General features: G+C 60.9%; 17 protein-coding genes and 1 pseudogene. 4 read left to right on the plus strand and 14 right to left on the minus strand.

The genetic code is table 11. The annotated features are described in order from the left end of the window. Positions 1-74 precede the first annotated feature (74 nt). The 3 genes from NYR58_RS18925 to NYR58_RS18935 all read right to left on the minus strand — a co-directional run bounded on the left by NYR58_RS18925 (position 75) and on the right by NYR58_RS18935 (position 3621). On the minus strand, positions 75-347 hold the full coding sequence (locus NYR58_RS18925; protein WP_261522713.1) for a cytochrome c oxidase assembly protein: 273 nt from the start codon (positions 345-347) through the stop codon (positions 75-77). Positions 348-535: 188 nt separating this feature from the next. Further along, complete coding sequence (locus tag NYR58_RS18930) at positions 536-2866, minus strand: heavy metal translocating P-type ATPase (RefSeq protein WP_261522714.1); 2331 nt, start codon at positions 2864-2866, stop codon at positions 536-538. 203 nt (positions 2867-3069) lie between these two features. Further along, a complete protein-coding gene (locus tag NYR58_RS18935; protein ID WP_261522715.1) occupies positions 3070-3621 on the minus strand; it encodes a methyltransferase family protein in 552 nt (183 codons plus the stop codon). A gap of 312 nt (positions 3622-3933) precedes the next feature. Here NYR58_RS18935 and NYR58_RS18940 point away from each other — a divergent pair, with 312 nt between their 5' ends. Further along, entirely contained in the window at positions 3934-4344 is a 411-nt protein-coding gene (locus NYR58_RS18940; protein ID WP_261522716.1) for a MerR family transcriptional regulator, read from the plus strand. A 19-nt stretch (positions 4345-4363) separates the two neighbouring features. After that, positions 4364-4498 carry a hypothetical protein gene (locus tag NYR58_RS18945; protein ID WP_261522717.1) on the plus strand — a complete coding sequence of 45 codons (135 nt, stop codon included), beginning with the start codon at positions 4364-4366 and terminating at the stop codon, positions 4496-4498. A gap of 343 nt (positions 4499-4841) precedes the next feature. Here the strand turns inward: NYR58_RS18945 and NYR58_RS18950 are convergent, their stop codons facing one another. From NYR58_RS18950 to NYR58_RS18965, 4 genes are all read right to left on the minus strand, one after another. Next, complete coding sequence (locus tag NYR58_RS18950) at positions 4842-6044, minus strand: ZIP family metal transporter (RefSeq protein ID WP_261522718.1); 1203 nt, start codon at positions 6042-6044, stop codon at positions 4842-4844. Next, a complete protein-coding gene (locus tag NYR58_RS18955; RefSeq protein WP_261522719.1) occupies positions 6041-7177 on the minus strand; it encodes a multicopper oxidase domain-containing protein in 1137 nt (378 codons plus the stop codon). The genes NYR58_RS18950 and NYR58_RS18955 overlap by 4 nt, the downstream gene beginning before the upstream one ends. Positions 7178-7443: 266 nt before the next feature. Continuing rightward, positions 7444-8439, minus strand: a complete 996-nt coding sequence (locus NYR58_RS18960; RefSeq protein ID WP_261522720.1) for an arsenic resistance protein — start codon at positions 8437-8439, stop codon at positions 7444-7446. A 35-nt stretch (positions 8440-8474) separates the two neighbouring features. Beyond that, entirely contained in the window at positions 8475-8828 is a 354-nt protein-coding gene (locus NYR58_RS18965) for an ArsR/SmtB family transcription factor (RefSeq protein ID WP_261522728.1), read from the minus strand. 47 nt (positions 8829-8875) lie between these two features. Between NYR58_RS18965 and NYR58_RS18970 the strand changes: the two genes are divergently transcribed. Together NYR58_RS18970 and NYR58_RS18975 are read left to right on the plus strand one after the other, a co-directional pair. After that, positions 8876-9766, plus strand: coding sequence for a cation transporter (locus tag NYR58_RS18970; protein ID WP_261522721.1), 891 nt, complete (start codon positions 8876-8878; stop codon positions 9764-9766). Between the two features lie 16 nt (positions 9767-9782). Then, positions 9783-10522 (plus strand): annotated as a pseudogene (locus tag NYR58_RS18975) (cytochrome c biogenesis CcdA family protein). A gap of 522 nt (positions 10523-11044) precedes the next feature. On the opposite strand, the gene NYR58_RS18980 reads toward NYR58_RS18975, so the two are convergent. The 7 genes from NYR58_RS18980 to NYR58_RS19010 all read right to left on the minus strand — a co-directional run bounded on the left by NYR58_RS18980 (position 11045) and on the right by NYR58_RS19010 (position 17698). Next, on the minus strand, positions 11045-11644 hold the full coding sequence (locus NYR58_RS18980) for a hypothetical protein (protein WP_261522722.1): 600 nt from the start codon (positions 11642-11644) through the stop codon (positions 11045-11047). Positions 11645-11769: 125 nt separating this feature from the next. After that, positions 11770-12414: a transglutaminase-like cysteine peptidase gene (locus NYR58_RS18985; RefSeq protein ID WP_261522723.1), complete on the minus strand. Its 645-nt coding sequence runs from the start codon at positions 12412-12414 to the stop codon at positions 11770-11772. Between the two features lie 244 nt (positions 12415-12658). Beyond that, positions 12659-14227, minus strand: coding sequence for a M23 family metallopeptidase (locus NYR58_RS18990; protein WP_261522724.1), 1569 nt, complete (start codon positions 14225-14227; stop codon positions 12659-12661). Positions 14228-14499: 272 nt separating this feature from the next. Next, positions 14500-15774 (minus strand): flavin monoamine oxidase family protein, encoded by a 1275-nt coding sequence (locus NYR58_RS18995; RefSeq protein WP_261522725.1) that lies wholly within the window; start codon positions 15772-15774, stop codon positions 14500-14502. Positions 15775-15980: 206 nt separating this feature from the next. After that, the gene (locus tag NYR58_RS19000; RefSeq protein WP_261522726.1) at positions 15981-16439 is read right to left on the minus strand and encodes a DUF411 domain-containing protein; all 459 of its coding nucleotides are present in this window, start codon (positions 16437-16439) and stop codon (positions 15981-15983) included. A gap of 74 nt (positions 16440-16513) precedes the next feature. Continuing rightward, positions 16514-17392 (minus strand): peptidylprolyl isomerase, encoded by an 879-nt coding sequence (locus NYR58_RS19005; protein ID WP_261522727.1) that lies wholly within the window; start codon positions 17390-17392, stop codon positions 16514-16516. A 39-nt stretch (positions 17393-17431) separates the two neighbouring features. After that, positions 17432-17698, minus strand: coding sequence for a DsbA family protein (locus tag NYR58_RS19010; protein ID WP_315903353.1), 267 nt, complete (start codon positions 17696-17698; stop codon positions 17432-17434). Between the last annotated feature and the right edge of the window lie 51 nt (positions 17699-17749).

Here is a 17749-nt window from a genome sequence, read left to right on the forward strand (position 1 = left end):
CGCTTGTTTGCCATTGTGGTCCTCCTTCATGGTCAAAACCATACTTCAAGGTGGACCCGTTCAATGGGGGTGGATCACCTGGCGACCACGGTCTCGTCGGAATTGTTCTTGGCGTAGTAATAGACTTTGGTCGGCTCCCCGAAACGGGTTTCCACCATGCGCTGCTCAGGGCGGAACTCCCAGGACAGTCCGGGCGCCACATTGGCGTCAAAGCGAACGGTGATCTTTTCATTTCTCGACGCCGCGTTCGGCTGCTGGGCGACGGCACGCTGTACCGTTCCGCCGTAGCCCGTCAGGTCGCAGAACATCTGGTAGAGGGTCGGCGAATAGATCACGAGTCCCGTCATGATCGCCAGAAGGGTTCCGCTCAGGGCGAGCACCCTCGTATTTCTCTTGCGCAATCGACTCATATAACCTGACCGAGTTCAATTATCTGGCGCATTATCCCAAGCCATCGTCGCTCATTCAACGCGACACCCCAACGCGCGCGCGATTGACGCAGCAAGCCGTTTCCAGCCTGTGGCGGCTCGCTCGATCAGTGCCCATGCGTCACCCGTCCCACCACCATCGAGTCCACGGCCTTCTCGAAAGGCTCACGCGTCATTGTCGTATCCGTGCCGGGCCGCAGCAGCCTCAGCGCGTTGAAAACGACGAGGAGCGAAGCCCCGACGTCGGCGGCAATCGCACCCCACAGCGTGGCGAACCCGGCGAAGGTAAGCACGACAAAGGCTGCCTTTACGCCGAGCGAAAAGACGATGTTCTGGCGGATGATGGCGAGCGTGCGCTTCGAATGGCTGATCAGCCATGGCAGCTTGCCGAGGTCGTCGGTCATCAGCGCGATGTCGGCGGTCTCGATCGCCGCATCCGATCCCGCGGCGCCCATGGCGATGCCGAAGCTTGCCCGCGCCATGGCCGGCGCGTCGTTGACGCCGTCGCCGACCATCGCCACCGTGCGGTATCTATCGACCAATGCCTCGACCGCCGCCACCTTGTCCTCGGGCAGCAGCTCGGCGCGAACCTCATCGATGCCCACTTCGCGGGCGATCGCCTCCGCCGTGGTGCGGTTGTCGCCGGTGAGCATGATGAGATGCTCGATGCCGTTTGCACGGAGCCTGCGAACGGTCTCTGCCGCACCCGGCCGCACCGTGTCGGCAATCGCCAGGAGGCCGCACACATGCCGATCATTGCCGATCGCAACGACAGTCTTGCCCTCGCGCTCCAGCGCCTCGGCCTGTCGACCGACCTCGGGATCCTGCTGACCGCGTTCGACGAGATAGCGGTGCGAGCCGAGCCAGAACGGCTCCCCCGCGAACATGCCGGTCACGCCCTTGCCCTTGAGCATCTGGACGTCCTCGGCCGGCTTCGGGCTGATGCCACGCGCCTTCGCGTATCCCATCACCGCGCGCGCCAACGGATGGCTGCTGCGGGCTTCCAGCGCGGCTGCCCGATCGAGCAATTCCTCTTCCGTGTGGCCGTTAAGGGGCGTCACACCGACCACTGCGGGTTCTCCTCGCGTTATGGTGCCCGTCTTGTCGAACGCCAGGGCCTTCAACGTAGCGGGCTGCTCGATGAACACGCCACCCTTGACCAGGACACCGTTGCGCGCCGAAGACGCAAGCGCTGCCACGATGCTGACCGGTGTCGAGATCACGAGCGCGCAGGGACACGCGATCACGAGCAGCACCAGGGCACGATAGAACCAGTCTCCCCATGCCGCGCCGAAGACGAGCGGCGGTACCAGGAAGATTGCGATCGCCAGAATGATGACGGCCGGCGTATAGATGCGGGCAAACTTCTCCACCCACTGCTCGGCCCGGGCGCGGCGGCTGTGCGCCTCCTCCACCATGCGGATGATACGGGCAAGCGTTGTGTCCTCGGCGGCCTTAGTGCTTTCGATTTCCAGCGCGCCATCGCCGTTGATGGTGCCGGCGAAGACTTCCGCGTCTTCCTCCTTCGCCACCGGAACGCTCTCGCCGGTGATCGGCGCCTGATTGACGCTGCTTTGTCCCGCCACGACGTGCCCGTCGAGCGGGATGCGCTCTCCCGGGTTCACGACGAAACGCGAACCGACCGCGACGTCGGCCGCCGGCACCTCTCTTTCCGTCCCGTCGTTGGCTTTCACTCGGACGGTCGGCGGGGCGAGGTCGAGCAGCGCCGACACGGCGCGCCGTGCGCGCCCGACGCTCCAACTCTCCAGTGCCAGCGATAGGGCGAAGAGGAAGGCGACCGTCGCCGCCTCGAACCACTCACCGATGACGATGGCGCCGGCAACGGCGATGACCATCAGGAGATTGATGTCAGGGCGAAGGCGTCTGGCTGCAAACCAAGCCTTCGGCAGGACGAACCGCACGCCAGAGGCTATGGCGACGGCGTAGGCAACCATCTCGGGCCAAGGCAGGGCCTGCCCGTCATGTCCGCCGAAAAGCCCCAAGGCTTGCGCGAACCCGCCTGCCAGCCACACATGCAGGGCAAGCCCCGCCAGGACACCAAGCCCGCTCAGGCATGTGAACCATACCTGCAGACGGCGGTGCCGATCGTCGGCTTCCGACCGCCCCTGGCCGGGCCGCCACTCCTCTGCCGTCATGCCGGTGCGGCCAACGGCCTGACGGATATCGTCGGCCGCGACAATGTCGGCATCTTTCAGCACCATCATGCGTCCGTTCAGCACGTCGAACGCGAGCTTGTCCTCGCCTCCGACGAGCGGGCCGATCTCGCGCTTCAGGATGGAAACCTCCTCGGCGCAATCGAGACCCGAGACCTTGAAGGTCAGCCGCGCTGCCCCGGCGGAGTGCGTCTGTCCGGCAGCCAAGCTCTCGTCATCGCCGCCGCAGCAGGCATGGCCGTGATCGTGATCGCGGGAGTGCATATGATCGTGCGGGTGAGAATGCCCACATTCGTGCCCTTGGGGGTGTCCGTGGCCGTGTTCTTTTTCGCTCCGCATGGTATCTCCTGTCCGCGTCGCGGAGGCTACGATGCACCGTTCCGCGGTCGGCCCTTATTGTTCCATCCAAAAGATAGGACCTCTAGCCGCTGTAGGTTCAAGACCCGATGCGAAGATTTCGAGTGGTCTCAGATGAAGCGAGGAACGCGCCGCTTGTAGTCGCAATAGGCGTCGCCAAGCCGCGCTTCGAGCCACGGTTCCTCGGCAAATGGGGCGATGAACGCGCTGATCGCCGCCAAGATTGCCGGCAACAATGCGAGCCAGGAATTGGCCGCAAGCACAAAGCCGGCGATGATGAGGATGTCGCCGATGTACTGGGGATTGCGCGTGAACCGGTAGGGGCCGCCAGTGACCAAATCGCCGGCCATTCCGGTCGTCGGCCTCCCGCCGAGGCTGGCGACACCCCACCAGGCAAGTGCATTGCCCAAGACCACAAGGATGCCGCCGACCACCCGCCAGGGCCACGCATCCAGCCCGAGGCTGCCGTAATCGGCGATGCCGACGTAGAGCATTCCGACGATCAGCAGCCCGATCAGCGCCCACACCAGCCAGAACTGCCATCCCGCTTGCCCCGAGGGAGGCGGCCAGATGCGCTGGGCAGGTTTCGCAACGGACCAGCACAGCAGCGCAACCAGCAGTATAGCCGCTGCCGTGGTGACAAGGAAGGTAGCGGTGAGCATGCAATGTCCTCGCAAAGCGTTTGCCGATAGGATGCGGGGCCATTCCGTGCGCTTGGAAACCGGCGCAAGCGCGGCCCATAGACGTTCGGCAAAGAGTGTAACCTCTACAGTGGCTGTAGCTTCATGGGCTGGAGGATGCCAGGTTTTCAATGGAGAGTTCTCGAAGGACACGAGCCGGCTGTCTATGCCGGCACCCGTGCAAACAGGAGGTCGGGCGGTTGTCAGTGCCGTCTGTGCCAACTATCTCACAGCAAAGAGCTATAGCTTCTGGAGCTTGATTTAATGAGAGACGGTCGGCTTACGATCGGACAGATGTCACGCGAAACCGGCTGCAAGGTGCAGACGATCCGCTATTACGAGCAGATCGGGCTACTCCCGGAGCCGGAACGCTCGAGCGGAAACCAACGCCTCTACAGCAACCGCGATCGCGACCGGCTGGCGTTTATCCGCCACGCGCGCGAGCTCGGCTTTCCCCTGGATGCGATTCGGGAGTTGCTCAAGCTCGCCGATCACCCCTCGCAGCCCTGCGAGGCAGCGGACGCGATCGCGGCAGCGCAGCTTGAGGCGGTGGAGATTCGCATTGCGCGGTTGCAGTCGCTCAAGCAGGAGCTGGAGCGGATGCTTGCGCATCGCCATGGCGGCAAGATAGCCGATTGCCGCGTCATCGAAGTTCTTGCCGACCACTCCAAATGTTCGGCCGATGACCACGTAGCGCCAAGCTGAGATATCGGGTGGAGGACCCATGCTCGAGATCCTGGAGGACCGGGATGATCTGATTTCGGTGGGCATGACGGGCCCGGTCACGAAGGCCGACTATGACATGCTCTACCGCAAACTTGCCGCGAAGACTGAACACTTTGGAAGCGTTCGGGTATAAGAAGAGGCCGAGGAGTTCGGCTTCCTGTCGTTCATATCGACGTGGATCGGTATATGGCACGATCTCAGGTACGGGCCATCGATTCGGCTCGCGGCGGCGATTGTCAGTGACAGCGTTTGGGCTCGACTTCTCGTTTCCCTCTGGAGAGGGAATTGGCCGCATTTGGCCAGTCAGCGCTTCGGGCGTGCGCTGTTTTGCCCTCGCCGATCGCGATCGGGCGAAGCGGTGGCTCGATGAATGGGCACCGAAGCCTTCCCGCCTGTGACCGGTCCATCTTCACGGACGAGTGCCCGAGCGGGAACCGCAGCGGGACGGCCGGAACCCGACGCGGCGGCGTTCGCGGTCAGATCTTCACCAACATGGCGGTGCCGTACATGAACGCGACGCCCACCGCCACGCCTGACAAAACCGGCCAGGAGACAAGGGCCGTGACGCCGCGCCCGTCGGACTTCATGAGATATGCGGTGACCTCGACGACCACCTGCAGGATCGCGCCTGCTCCGATGGCAAGCGCAAGCGCCGACCACTGCGGCGCATAGGCGAGGCTTCCGACCCAGAGCCCCAGCACCGCCGGCCCGCCGGCAAGCAGCGTCAGCGCTGCAAACGTCCACAGCGCCGGTCGTGCCTTCAGCATCGGGGCCGCGATGCCGATGCCCTCGGTAATGTTGTGAATGGTGAAGCCGAGCACCAGGAAGGTGCCGAGCCCTGCCGCACCCGAGGCGAAAGCCGCGCCGATCGCGAGGCCCTCGCCGAGATTGTGCAGTCCGATGCCGAGCGCAATGAATGTGGCGAGCGTCAAACCGGCAGGCGTTCCTCCCTGGCGGCCGGCGGCCATCAGCAGGAGGAAGCTCGCCGCGGCCGACAGAACGACCATGACCTGACCCTGGAATATGGCAGCGGCTTCGCCGGCAATCTCCAGTGCTTCGCCCGCGGCATCGACCATCAGGAAGGCAAGCAGCCCCACCGTCAGGGCAAGGAGAAAATTCATCCCCGCCTGGCCGACGCCGCGCAGCGCCGGATAGAACATGAGCCCTATGGCGACCGGGACGATGCCGACGAAGGCGCCCAGAAGCGCCTGGTTGCCGAGACTTCCCGCGGTTGCGACGGGCGTCGGTACCGCGACCGGTATCTCGTGTTCGAACGTCGCTCCGGTGTTGGTGATGATCTTGACCACGTGCGCCTCGCCCAGCACCCAGGGGTAGGACAGGTGAATCCAGGCGGTTTCGCCGCGTCCGAGCGGATCGGACGGTTCCTGGGTAAACTGCCAATAGGCATCGTCGACGAGGACCTGGGCGATGATCATCGGCTCAGAGCCGCCGGCGCGAACGCGAACGTCGATACCGTCGGATGACAGGATCGTCCGCTCGAATGTCAGATTCTCGACCGGCGGCGCACCATTGTCGAAGCTTCTCAACGGGTCTGTCGCGACCAGCCAGGCAATGGCAAGAGCGAGCACCGTAAGCGGCAGGAGAAGCCAGACAAGGGCTGTGCGCGATCGCGGAGGCGCAGTCGGGGTTGCCGTGGCAATGGGTCGTGCGTCGTTCATGCCACTGCCTCCCGGACATCGAAAAAGCTCATCCAGCCAAGCTCGGCAAACTCGGACTGGTGCGCGTGGAACATGTAGAGGCCCGGCTCATGGTCATTGAAGGAGAATTCGAGGATGCCGCGTTGCGCCTGGCACTGCATGATCGTGTCGACGGTCCTGAGCGTCGGCGTGAGCGTCGTGCCGTGATCGTAGTAGTCGAAAAAGTTTCCATGCAGGTGGAAGGAATTGACGGGATCGAATTCGACGGCGTTGACGAGATAGACGCGCACCGGCCTATCCCGCACGATGGGAATCGGCCGCTTCATGTAGGCATGTGCGACCGTATTGACCGCGTAAACTTCGTTCTCATCGTCGAAGTTGGTGTCGAAGGCGTTCATCACCATCGCGAATTCCTGCCACTCGGTACTTTCCGGCGTACCGAAGAGGCGCGAGCGGGCGATTTGTGTGTGCTCCGGATGCCGCGCCGGATCGGGGTCGACCACGAAGAGCCCGTAGAGGCCCTTGTGGATGTGTCGCTTCAGGGGCAACGCGTGGCAATGATAGAAGTGGCAGCCGAAGGGTTTTGCGTCGAATTCGTAGATGAACTCCTCGCCGGGTCCGATCACTCCGGCGCCGGGAATGCCGTCCATGCGTGCCGCGTGGATGCCGTGGAAGTGGATGGAGTGGGGGTGAGAGCCGTAGTTGCGGAAGACGATCTTCAGCCTTTCACCCTCGGTTGCCCTGAGCGCCGGGCCGGGAACCCTGCCGTTGTAGGTCCAGGCCGGAAACATCACACCGGACGCGATCTCGATCTCCTTGTCGACCGCGTCGATCTCGAAGGTGCGCAGAACCCGCCCGTCGGGCAGGCGGGACACGGTTCCCGTCTCCCATTCAGTCAGCATCTCTGCCGTGTCGAAGCCATTGCGCGTTGCATCGACCTCTCCCACGGTCATCATCGCGCCGTGGCTTGAGCCGTGAGGCGAGCCAGCCTCGCCCGCTCCATGCCCGTCCGCCTGCGCCGATGAGGCTTCGCGCCGGCTCTCTCCCGTAGCAGCGGCCGCGGAGATTACCGAACCGCCGGCAGCCGCCAATCCCGCCGCCAAGATGCCGCGCCTGCTCAAGCGTGCTCGCAGCCACTCGGAAACGTCGATCATTGGTCTATTCCTGCAAATGAGAATGAGTTGCAATAATACTCTTCTCTGCTCAGGTTTTCAACCGCAAACCGCTGCGCTCGGTGCATTTCCGGTTGGCAGAACTAGAGGATTTCATGGGCTGTCTGGTACGGATTGACCCTGTCTAAAGAGTTGGAGGACAAGGGTGAGCTGATCCGCGGACGGGGCAGGTGCCCGGCCGAAGCGCGCACTTCGTGCATCTCCGCGATGCCGCCAGATCTCACCACGCTGAGCTAGCCGGCGCCCTGTCACGTATCCGAAGCTCGGAAGCGGCGTTTCGCGCCGAGCCTCGGAACAAGGCGCACATAGACCAGCTCGCTCACCAGCTCGACGAGCGTCTGGGTGACGATCACCGCCGGCAGGATTGGGACCGCCCCCGGGACGGCGAAGGCGAGCGGCAGCACCACCAGAGAGTTCCGGGTGCCGGCGCTGAATGCGAGCGAGCGACTGGCCGGCGCGTCGAGACGGAACAGCACCCGGCCGATACCCCACCCGATCAGGGGCGCTATAATAGCAAAGGCGATATAAATCGGCACTACCCGCAGGGCGGCGTTTATCGCGGGTCCGAGCTGGGGCACAACGGCTGCGATCACCACTAACAGGGCGAGGGCCGTCGCAGGGACCGGCAACACGCCAAGCCCAGCTGACATGCGTTCCACCCATCGGTTCAGCGCGGCCCCGAGTTGCACAAGGGCGGCGAGCGCGAGGGGAATGGCGATCAGCCAGACAAATGCGTGAAGGAACGGTCCGGGCTGGACGAGATCGGCGGCGCCAGCGCCGAGGAACAGGCGGAGATAGATCGGCAACAGCGCCATCTGAACGATCAGGAGCGTGGGCGTGGCTGCAAGGAGAAGGCGCGCGTCGGCGCGACCGAGATGGGAGAACGTCACCACGTAGTCGATGCAGGGCGTGAGCAGGACGAAGAGAACGCCGATCTGCACCAGCGGGTCCGCCGGCGCGAACTGGAAGAGGAGCGTTACGAGGAGCGGCATCAGGACGAAGTTCGCGACGAGTAGGGCCGTAAGGAACCGGATCCGCCGGAAAGCGCGTCCAAGGTCCGCGAGCGGAACTTGCAAGAAGGTCACGAACAGCATGGCGGCCAGCGCCGGATTGATGACCGCCTCAAGAGTGGCCGTTTCGGGCAGGAGCAAGGCGGTAAGCGCGGCGAGCAGGACTGCTCCAAAGTAGATGCCAATCTGTTGCGCTTCGAGCGCTTCTCGGAGCTGCTTGCTGGTGATGAACATTCGGTATCCTGGTTGGCCACGGTCTCTGCCGAAGATCACTTCTCGGCATAGTTCCCGCAGGCTTCGAGAGCGCAGGCCATCTCCCGCAGCAACTCGTTGGCTAGCACAAGCAGATCATTCAGGCGAGGATCGCTTAGCCGGTAATGAACGAAGCGCCCGCGCTGCTCCCCGGTGACGAGCCCGCATTCGTTGAGGCACCGCAGATGGTTTGACGCGTTCGACTGCGACAGCCCGGTTGTCGCGACGATCTCGCCCACGGACAACGGTCCCGTGCGCAAGGCGTCCAGGATTGACAGCCGCGAGGCATCAGCTAATCCCCGAAACAGCTTCGCCCGCAGGGCAACGGCCGGGGAATCGACTCTCTCGATCAGTTCAGCACCGCTCGACATATCAGCCACGAATAATATATGCTCCTTTTCGATTAGGGAAGATGGACATGAACATAACAGGTCCAACGTACGATGCCGAGACGGCGCGCTACCGCGTCATCGGCATGGACTGCCCCTCCTGCGCGGCGAAAATCGAGAAGGCGGTGCGGTCAGTCGGGGTCGAAGACGTGAAGGTCTCGACAGCCACGCAGATCATGACCTTGCATGTGGGTGAATCAGCGGTGCGCCTTCCAGAGATTGAACGCGCCGTGACAGGCATCGGCTATAGGCTCGATCGCCTGGACGCGCCAAATCTCCATGCAGAAGGCGACATCGACGATCTGCCGAAGGATCTGAGGCATGTCACGCCAGCCTACAAGCGAGCGCTGTGGATCGTGGTGGCGCTCAATGTCGGTTATGGCGTCATCGAGATGTTCGGCGGGTTCCTCTCGGGATCGCAGGCCCTTAAGGCCGATGCTCTCGACTTCCTGGGCGACGGCCTGATTACCTTCCTCGGCATACTTGCTATCGGGTGGAGCCTTATTTGGCGCGCCCGTTCCGCTTTGGTGCAGGGCCTGTTTCTTAGCGCGCTTGGTTTCGGGGTTCTTGCCAATACAGCCTATCGCGTGCTCGTACAGCAACAGCCCGAGGCCGAGTTGATGGGTCTGTTCGCGTTGATTGCGCTTACGGTCAATGTGATCGCGGTTCTTCCGCTGCTGCCTCACCGGACCGGCGACGCCAATGTGCGAGCGGTTTGGCTGTTTTCGCGCAATGACGCGATCGGCAACGCGGCAGTCGTCGCTGCGGCGGGGCTTGTCGCCTGGACGGGAACGGCTTGGCCGGACCTTCTCGTGGCGGCGGCGATTGCCGGTCTGTTCCTGCAATCATCGTGGTCGATTGTGCGGGATGCGAGCGCCGATCTGCGCGAGTTTGCGTCGGCGACCGGCGTCACGCGGTGACGGAGGTGCTGCCGTAGTGGACTCCTCCGGCATCGGCATAGCCACGGCATTTGCCGCGGGCGTGGTTTCTTTTCTGTCGCCTTGCGTCCTGCCGCTCGTGCCCGGCTAAATCTCTTATGTCGCCGGGCGCTCGATCAGCCCTGATGGGTTTTCTGGCGGCGGGGCAAGCCTCAAGGGGACAGGTCGCACACTTGGCCTGAGCCTCTGTTTCGTTCTCGGCTTCACCACCGTGCTCGTCCTGCTCGGAGCCAGCGCTCTGAGCGGACTGCTGCGCACGCATCTTTACGAAGCGAACTTGATCGGTGGCACGATCGTCATCGTCCTCGGCCTGTTCACGACCGGCCTGGTACCTATGCCTTGGCTGGATCGCGATATGAGATTTCATTCAGGCTCGCGGGGCGGCGGCCCCTGGGCAAATTATCTTCTGGGCTTGCGTTTGCCTTTGGCTGGACACCATGCATCGGGCCGGTCCTCGGCGCGATTCTGGCGCTGTCGGCCGCGAACGCAACTGCCGGAAGCGGAACAGTCCTCCTGGCCGTCTATTCGCTCGGCCTCGGCCTGCCCTTCATTTTGGCGGCCCTCTTCATGCGCGGCTTCATGGCGCGGATGAAAACCATGCGGCGAACGGGCCGCGTTCTTAAGGTTGTCGCCGGCGGGATCATGGTGCTCATGGGGATCGCGATGATCACCGGTTATCTCAGCAGTTTCGCGATCTGGCTCCTCCAGACGTTCCCGGCGCTCGGACGCATCGGATAAACGAGATCGAGATGATGCAGAACGCGCAAGGTGACCTGAAGTGAAGGCTAAATGAATGTTTGGATCCGGGTGGCGGTTCTGCTTGCAGCCGTGTACGCCGCGCATTGGGGGCCGGAGAACCTCGCCAAGCCCTTCAAGAAGGTGCGTCGGTAGTGGGGTATCTCGGCCGCAGCAGGTGGCTCGCTAATCGGTATTGCGATGGCCAGCCCCGAAGTTGGGGTGAATATTACGAGCGCGATCCGGGACGCTTCCGGGATCGGCTTGGGCGCTGTCCTCGGCTCAACCGTGATCGGCATTCCGATCCTCGTCACGGTCGGCTATCTGGCGACCCGCAAACGCAATCTCCCGGACGACCCCGGACATGACAAGCACCTGAGAGAGAGCATCTTCTGCGCGTCGATTCGGCGGCCGTGGGCGTGCAGACGCCGGCTTACCTTGGGATACTCGCACTGCTCGCATCTCTGGTTCAGCTAACACAGCGGCAGTCGCGCGGCACCGCCACTGCAGCGAGGTTTGCCGGCCTTAGATCGCCGATTCTGGCTCTTCGAACCGGCAGAAATAGGTGGTCCGGTCCACCTTTCCGCCGTCAACAGGAATCCCTCGGATCGTGACAGCAATGATTTCTTTCCCTGGCTTCGCCACAATCTCGCCCTGGATTGTCAGACCGGGATGATCGTCGGGCATCAGCTTAAACGATGTCTTCCCGGCTTTCGTTTCGCCGATCTCCACTGCGCCGGAGCTGTAGTCGCCCTCGGCCGCATAGGTTGCTTCCATCCGGCTTTCCGTGAGGATCAGGTAAAATGATTCTTCAAATTGGGCGCCGTCCGGAACGGCTCCCCAAAACGACATCTCTGCCTTCTCCCCGGATGGGCGGACACGGGCGACCAGTTCACGGCACTCTTGGTCCGCGTTCGCGCCTATCCGGCCGGGAAACCAAAGATAGGTGCCAACTGGCGACAATTCGGCTGCATCCGCGTAAAAGACGGCCGCCATTACGAAAACGGCTGCAAATAAACAGCGGCTCATTTTGCCGAGCAAAGTCATTATGGCACTCACAGTAGCCCACTGCACGTCTTCAGCTTTGCCGCGAATATCCGCGAGCTTCGACTTTGATGATACCATATGTTCTATTTTCCGTCACCGACGGGGCGCACTGCCAAACTAGCCAGCGCCGGCAGCCTACATGGTACGGCTGGAGCTTCTTTGGAACGATTGGCAGCCGCCTGCAGTATCAATAACGTAGAAAACTAGCGCATTCTCGCGGTACTGCGCTCCCGATCGTTCGAGCGCTCGGCGACTACTGGATCAACGAGGCTCACCCAGACATTCTGGTCTTCGCCCGACTGCCGTTTTAGGTACTGAATCTCTGTCTCGTCCCAGCGTTTAATTTCCTGCTCGACATTGTCGAGGACAAAATCACCAAGATCAGTAGCTACCGTAAGAACCGCGTGTCCTCCTCCATCTGCGTCAAGTCCGACGGTGATCCGAAGAGCGCCGAGAGGGAAACCCTGCTCAAGTAAAAGCTTGCGTTTGAGAAGCACGTAGTCTTCGCAATCACCAAAGATGTTAGGATATTCCCAACGCTCCTCGACGCCGAAGATCTCCTTATCTGTTTTTGGCATGATCTTGGTGTTGGCCAGCCAATTGGATTTCACCATAGCCTGCCAGCGTTCTTCTGTCAGTTTTATGCTGTCCTTTCCTGTCGGACGGGCGCAACGGGACCTATAACGCTTACAGAATTCGTAATAACCGAAAGGAACTGTGGTGGGCTCAAACTCTCGCAAAGTCGGACTATCCGCTCGCTGCGACGGGTTCAGATGGAGGGCGTCGGCATCTGCCGAACCGATCATTGAAATAATCCCAATGGTTGCCAGAAGAACTGACCTGAACATGACGTGCTCCCGAACTCGTTTTCTCGGAGCACTACCAAGCGTCCCTGAATTCCTCGCGAAAATGTGCTGTTGCAATCGAGCTATTGCAGAAACTTTTCATAAATGTGTTTACGTCGTCCCGACAGATCTGAAACGTGCTGACATCTGTCCCTTCGGCATGCGACAATTAAAGTCCAGACAAGCCGATACTCCGATCCCAAGGAGGATGCATTGAAAGCTCGGGACATAACGGCAACGCCATCGTTCAGATGTGCACGAACTTACTGACCGCCAACAACTTTGGACTAGCCCGAAAATTATCAACCTCGGCTACTCTCTTCTTGAAGGTCGCCATATCACGTCCGCTGAGTTGGCTGGGCTCGCCAACAGCTTCTTTGGGATTTATCGGCTTGCCGCCGTTGCGGATTTCATAATGCAGGTGAGCGCCGGTCGATAGACCCGTCGAACCAACATAGCCGATGACCTGTCCCTTCCGTACGAGGTCGCCGGGCTCTAGATCATCTCGCACCGCGTCCATATGGGCATACCTTGATGTCCATCCGCCGTCGTGAGAAACTTCAACCATCTTGCCGTAACCTGAAGTCGTTCCCGCGCGCGTAACCCGGCCCTCACGCGCAGCAACAACGGCTGTCCCACGCGGCGCGGCCAAGTCGAGCCCAGCATGGAAACGCTGGCCGTTTTTGAGCGGATGGCGGCGGGCACCGAATGCCGATGTAAGGCGGCCAAACTCCATCGGCTTGTCGATGAAGCCGCCGCCCAAACGCCGTCCAGTCCGTTCAAAATAGTCTGGCTTTGTTCCCTTCGGCGAGAATCGGAAAGTTTCAAAAGTCCGACCGTCTGTAGCCAGCTTAAGGTAAACCGGCATGATTCGCGAAGAAGAAGGTTCGGATTCCAGCACTGCCTGAATTTCGTCATCTGAGGTTACGATCTTAGTCAGATCAATCTGATCCCACAGCGCGAAGAGCAAGTCTGCTACATCGGATCGCTTCACCCCCGAAGCCATCAGCTCCAAGGAAAGGGCTTCCGCCAACGTCACAGGCCTGGGCGGTATTTTTGCCGCGACCTCAATCTCCGTTTCACTTCGGAACGCCCCGGAGGTCTGGCGAGTGAAACGGATCCTTTCGGTTTTCCCATCAAAAATCGAGACCTGCTCGATGTGCCGTCGGTCGGCGTGGCGACCATCCTTGGCCCACCACACACCGACGACCTCGCTTGGATACAAAGTTTCGGCAGTGGTTTCTGCGATAGCTGGAAGCAAGCTGATTAGATCTGCTTGGGTCAGCCCAATGTTCTTTAGGACATTGATCAATCCATCGCCGAACCTCACCTCAGCCGATGCTGATGAAGACGCAGCTTCGCCATGGTCCACCACCGCGGCTTCTAGGGCTACCGGTCTCGATTTCGGTGACGGAAAATAGCTGACGGCAACGCCGCCACGCAACAGGTCTGCGGGCTGGACGGCAAGCAGCGGCGCCCGCGATCGACTGGCAGCGGAAGAACGGATACCCTTTACAAGTTCCCGTCCCAGTTGTGTTTTGCCAATCGCCGTGATGCTGATGGCTTCTCGGTGAGACTTATGATTTATGGCCGCGCTCAGTGGCCGTTTGATCAGAACAAATGGCTCGCCGTGGTTTTGATCGAGGTCGCGGTCTCGAATCGCACTCAACCGTGGGCCCTTGCCGGGTGCGGTGTCAATTCGCTCAGGCAGATCAGCGATACCTCGGCGCTCTTTTGGCGCTGATGTCGATTTCTCGGCAACGGTGGTCTGCGTCGAAGACCAATAGAAGATTGAAGCCGCGCCAACGAAGAACACGACACATGTGAACGCACATACCTTGACGCGAGGGATCGTCGAGCGTGGGAGTCGAATCATGACGAATCTATGCACTTGGGTGCCGCGGCGGGTCAACTTACCAAACTGCTTCCTATGATCGCACAGAGCGGATGGGCGACTGCCGGCGGCTCGCTAGGCATCCCAATTTGTAGTGACAGCGGTTGCTTCACGACGGCAGAATCTTCGGCGGGCGCTTACATTCAGAGTGTTTCAACACGCTCACGGCGACTTGAGCGCAAAACGCGCCGGCTCTATCCTTTCGACAGCATGGCATCGACATTGCTGGCCGCGCGTTCTCCGCTTTCCACCGCGCCCTCGATCGACCACGGGCGCGAGCTTCTTTCTGCACCGGCGAAGTACACGCGACCATGGCTGAGCGTCGAGAGAGCAGGTCCGAGCCGCGAAAGTTGGCCGGGCTCAGGAGCTGGATATGTACCTTGGATGAACGGCTCCCGTTCCCATCCGACATGGACCGACTTCGGCTGCCTTTTTAGGTCAGCCAGGAACCTCAGGTCATCCGCAAGGACACTCACCCCCGCGCTTGCATCCTCGCCGAACGCAAATCCGCAAAAGATGCTCCCGCAGCGGGGCCAGGCGAGTGCAAGAGGGCTTCCGCCGAATGTTGGGGACGGCATCGATGATTCATCGTCAATTACAGTTGCCACCTTTGCGGCACGGCCATAACTGAGACCGACGCAGAGTGCGATCTGTTCAGGTTCCAGCGGTGGGTCGCATTCGAGTTTGGCGAGTTGGTTCAGCGGAATAGCTGAAATCATCCAGGGAGCAGCGTAGGTTTGCCCGCAAGCCATCCGGACCGAAACGAGCCCATTGGCCTGCGAGACGGACCGCACAGGGGCTGAAAGAATAACATTCCCGGCAAGTCCGTCGGCCAGCGATTTCGAGAGCGCTTGAGCCCCTTGCTCCAGGAAGTATTTCTGTCGCAGGGCTCTGCCCAGTCCACCTTCCGCCGCAATCCACCAGAGCACTTGCAGGAGCGAGATTTTCTCGGCCGGAGCCGTCGCGAACGCACCAATGAGCACTTTGAAAAATTCATAATCGAGACCCCGGACCCCGCGCTCTCGCAACCAACCCCCAACGGATCTCTCATCGGCCCAAGCGCCAATTGGTGAAGTGAGGGGTCGGAACGGGTCAACTTTCTTGGCCAGTTTATCTAACCTCCAAAGAGCTCGACCAACGCGAATCACGTCTCCTGGGGCAAGATCGGGAAGCTTGCGCAACCGGCCTCGGCGATCACGCCATTGCGGCCAGATTATCTTTGCCTTCGCAATCCGAAGCCCGAGTTCGGAGACAAGCACCAGCGTGCGCCGGTGGCCGCTATTGATGAACTCCCCACCGAGATCGGCAGACTTGTTGTCGAGCCGGCGGGACAACGTCCTCCCACCTACTTCGTTTCGAGCCTCTAAAACGAGGCATTTCCATCCCGCCAGCTCGAGCCCTCGAGCTGCCACCAAGCCGGACACACCCGCTCCGATCACAATTGCGTCGGCGGACCTCTCCGGCCTCATTCGCCCAAACGCTCAAGCTTGCGCGTCCCGCATAGTTTCATAGTTTCCAGGCAGGAAACCGCTCCCATGGCGACCGACAAAACACTATTCCGACATCCGAGCGAACGCTGGGGGTCTTTGATCCCGACGATTTTTGCACGGGCACCGCGCTCGATCACCCCCGTTGGAGAAACCCGAGCGTTAAAGAACGATTGCGAGGATCCACTCTATTCGACTGCCCTATATGAATTGAAGACCTCAGTCGTTCCGTCGGCTTTGACCAAGTATACATCGAATGCGTCCCGGGTTTCGCCGTACTCCATCCCGGGGGACCCTACCGGCATTCCCGGCACCGCAAGTCCGATCGCGTCCGGCTTCTCTTTTACGAGCCGCTCAATGTCCTCGACGGGAACGTGGCCCTCTATGGTATATCCGGCAACCTTGGCAGTATGGCAGGATGTCATGTCCGGACCGATCCCATTCTTAACCTTGTGCTGCATCAGGGTGGCCATAGGCAGGTTGCGCGATTCTACGTTGTGGCCGGCCGCTTGCAGCACCTCAATCCAAGCAAGGCAGCACCCGCAGGATTGGGTCTTCGCCACTTCGAATTCGAGCGCGTCGGCTGTTGCGACTCCTCCAGTCATCAGAAAGACGACGGCACCGATCACGTTCTTCCGCTTTTTCATGCTGACTCCGGTTTCAGATGTTTCGCGATACAGAATGAGCTCGGTATCTGCTTGGGGTTGCCGAGACCGGGCACCTACTCCTGCGCCCCAGCGGGGCCGTGATTGTGCCCGTCGTCAGCCTGAGGAAGCGGTACGTCGGGAACAAGTTTTTCGACCTTCGCTTCGGTACGAAGCTCATTCATAATTCTTTGAGCGGCGGCTGACTCCAGTGCCCTTCTGATTTGCGGCGCCACCGTTTCGAAGCTGGGCGCGGGCCGGTTTCGCCTTTCTTCCACCTCGACGACGTGGAAGCCGAACGCGCTCTTGACGGGGGAGGCGGTATACTCGCCGGGCGCCAGTTCTGCGGCGGCTTCGTCTACCGCCGCGATCGTCTGGCCGACCGTCACAAAGCCGAGATCACCGCCCGCATTCCTCGAAGCCTCGTCCTTGGACCTCTCCGAAGCAAGGGCGGCAAAATCCGCGCCATTGTCAAGCGCGGCGACCACGTCCTCCGCCTCCTGCTCGGTGGAAAGCAGGATGTGTCTCAATCGCACTTCTTCAACGGGAGGAACTTCAGATATCTTTTCATCGTACGCCTTGCGGACTGCTTCATCGCTCACCGCTTCGGCAACGCGCTGTTCGAGGAAGAGCGCCCGAAGAGTTTGATTGCGAAGGAAGGCCATCTGCCGCCTAAAGCCATCTTCTTCTTCGATCCCTTCGGCTCTCGCTGCATCCGCGGCGATCCGCATATCGATCAGGACGTCCACGATCGCCGAACGGCGCGCCTCTTCGGGAGCGCCGGCGAGCTGATCCCCGTAAATTTCGGCGGCCATGGCGACATCGGCAGTCGTTAACACCTCGCCGTTCACACGCGCGACGACATCTTCCTGTCCAACGGCGAGAACTGGCTGGAAGGTCAAGCCGGCGAAAACACAACCGGCGAGAATACTGGCTTTGTGAATGTGGAAAGTCATCTTTTCTCGGCCTCTTTTTCCCGTCGAGGGTGCTGTTATTTACTCAGCCGCCAGAAGCGGATCGAGAATTGCGCTGAACTGCTCGATCGTCATGGACCCCTTGTAGGGCTTGCCATTGACAAAGAAAGTCGGCGTAGAGTCGACGCCGAGTTTCCTGCCTGACTCTGCGACCGCAGTAATTTTATCTAGAAGCGCCTGATCAGTGAGGCAACTTTCGACCTCATCCGCGCTCATCCCCGTCATACCCATGATGGAGTTCAGGGCACCCGTGGCATCCGAAGCGAGTAATGAGCGAAAGTTGGTGATGCCCTGAGGGGCGGCATATCATGGCGGTGTTCACGCGCCGTCAATTCTCAG

This window comes from Chelativorans intermedius (assembly GCF_025398255.1).
GTDB lineage: Bacteria > Pseudomonadota > Alphaproteobacteria > Rhizobiales > Rhizobiaceae > Chelativorans > Chelativorans intermedius.

Coding starts and splice junctions, on each gene's coding strand:
- NYR58_RS18925 (WP_261522713.1), bottom strand. CDS start 347: ATGACGGGACTCGTGATCTATTCGCCGACCCTCTACCAGATGTTCTGC.
- NYR58_RS18930 (WP_261522714.1), bottom strand. CDS start 2,866: ATGCACTCCCGCGATCACGATCACGGCCATGCCTGCTGCGGCGGCGAT.
- NYR58_RS18935 (WP_261522715.1), bottom strand. CDS start 3,621: ATGCTCACCGCTACCTTCCTTGTCACCACGGCAGCGGCTATACTGCTG.
- NYR58_RS18940 (WP_261522716.1), top strand. CDS start 3,934: ATGTCACGCGAAACCGGCTGCAAGGTGCAGACGATCCGCTATTACGAG.
- NYR58_RS18945 (WP_261522717.1), top strand. CDS start 4,364: ATGCTCGAGATCCTGGAGGACCGGGATGATCTGATTTCGGTGGGCATG.
- NYR58_RS18950 (WP_261522718.1), bottom strand. CDS start 6,044: ATGAACGACGCACGACCCATTGCCACGGCAACCCCGACTGCGCCTCCG.
- NYR58_RS18955 (WP_261522719.1), bottom strand. CDS start 7,177: ATGATCGACGTTTCCGAGTGGCTGCGAGCACGCTTGAGCAGGCGCGGC.
- NYR58_RS18960 (WP_261522720.1), bottom strand. CDS start 8,439: ATGTTCATCACCAGCAAGCAGCTCCGAGAAGCGCTCGAAGCGCAACAG.
- NYR58_RS18965 (WP_261522728.1), bottom strand. CDS start 8,828: ATGTCGAGCGGTGCTGAACTGATCGAGAGAGTCGATTCCCCGGCCGTT.
- NYR58_RS18970 (WP_261522721.1), top strand. CDS start 8,876: ATGAACATAACAGGTCCAACGTACGATGCCGAGACGGCGCGCTACCGC.
- NYR58_RS18980 (WP_261522722.1), bottom strand. CDS start 11,644: ATGGTATCATCAAAGTCGAAGCTCGCGGATATTCGCGGCAAAGCTGAA.
- NYR58_RS18985 (WP_261522723.1), bottom strand. CDS start 12,414: ATGTTCAGGTCAGTTCTTCTGGCAACCATTGGGATTATTTCAATGATC.
- NYR58_RS18995 (WP_261522725.1), bottom strand. CDS start 15,774: ATGAGGCCGGAGAGGTCCGCCGACGCAATTGTGATCGGAGCGGGTGTG.
- NYR58_RS19000 (WP_261522726.1), bottom strand. CDS start 16,439: ATGAAAAAGCGGAAGAACGTGATCGGTGCCGTCGTCTTTCTGATGACT.
- NYR58_RS19005 (WP_261522727.1), bottom strand. CDS start 17,392: ATGACTTTCCACATTCACAAAGCCAGTATTCTCGCCGGTTGTGTTTTC.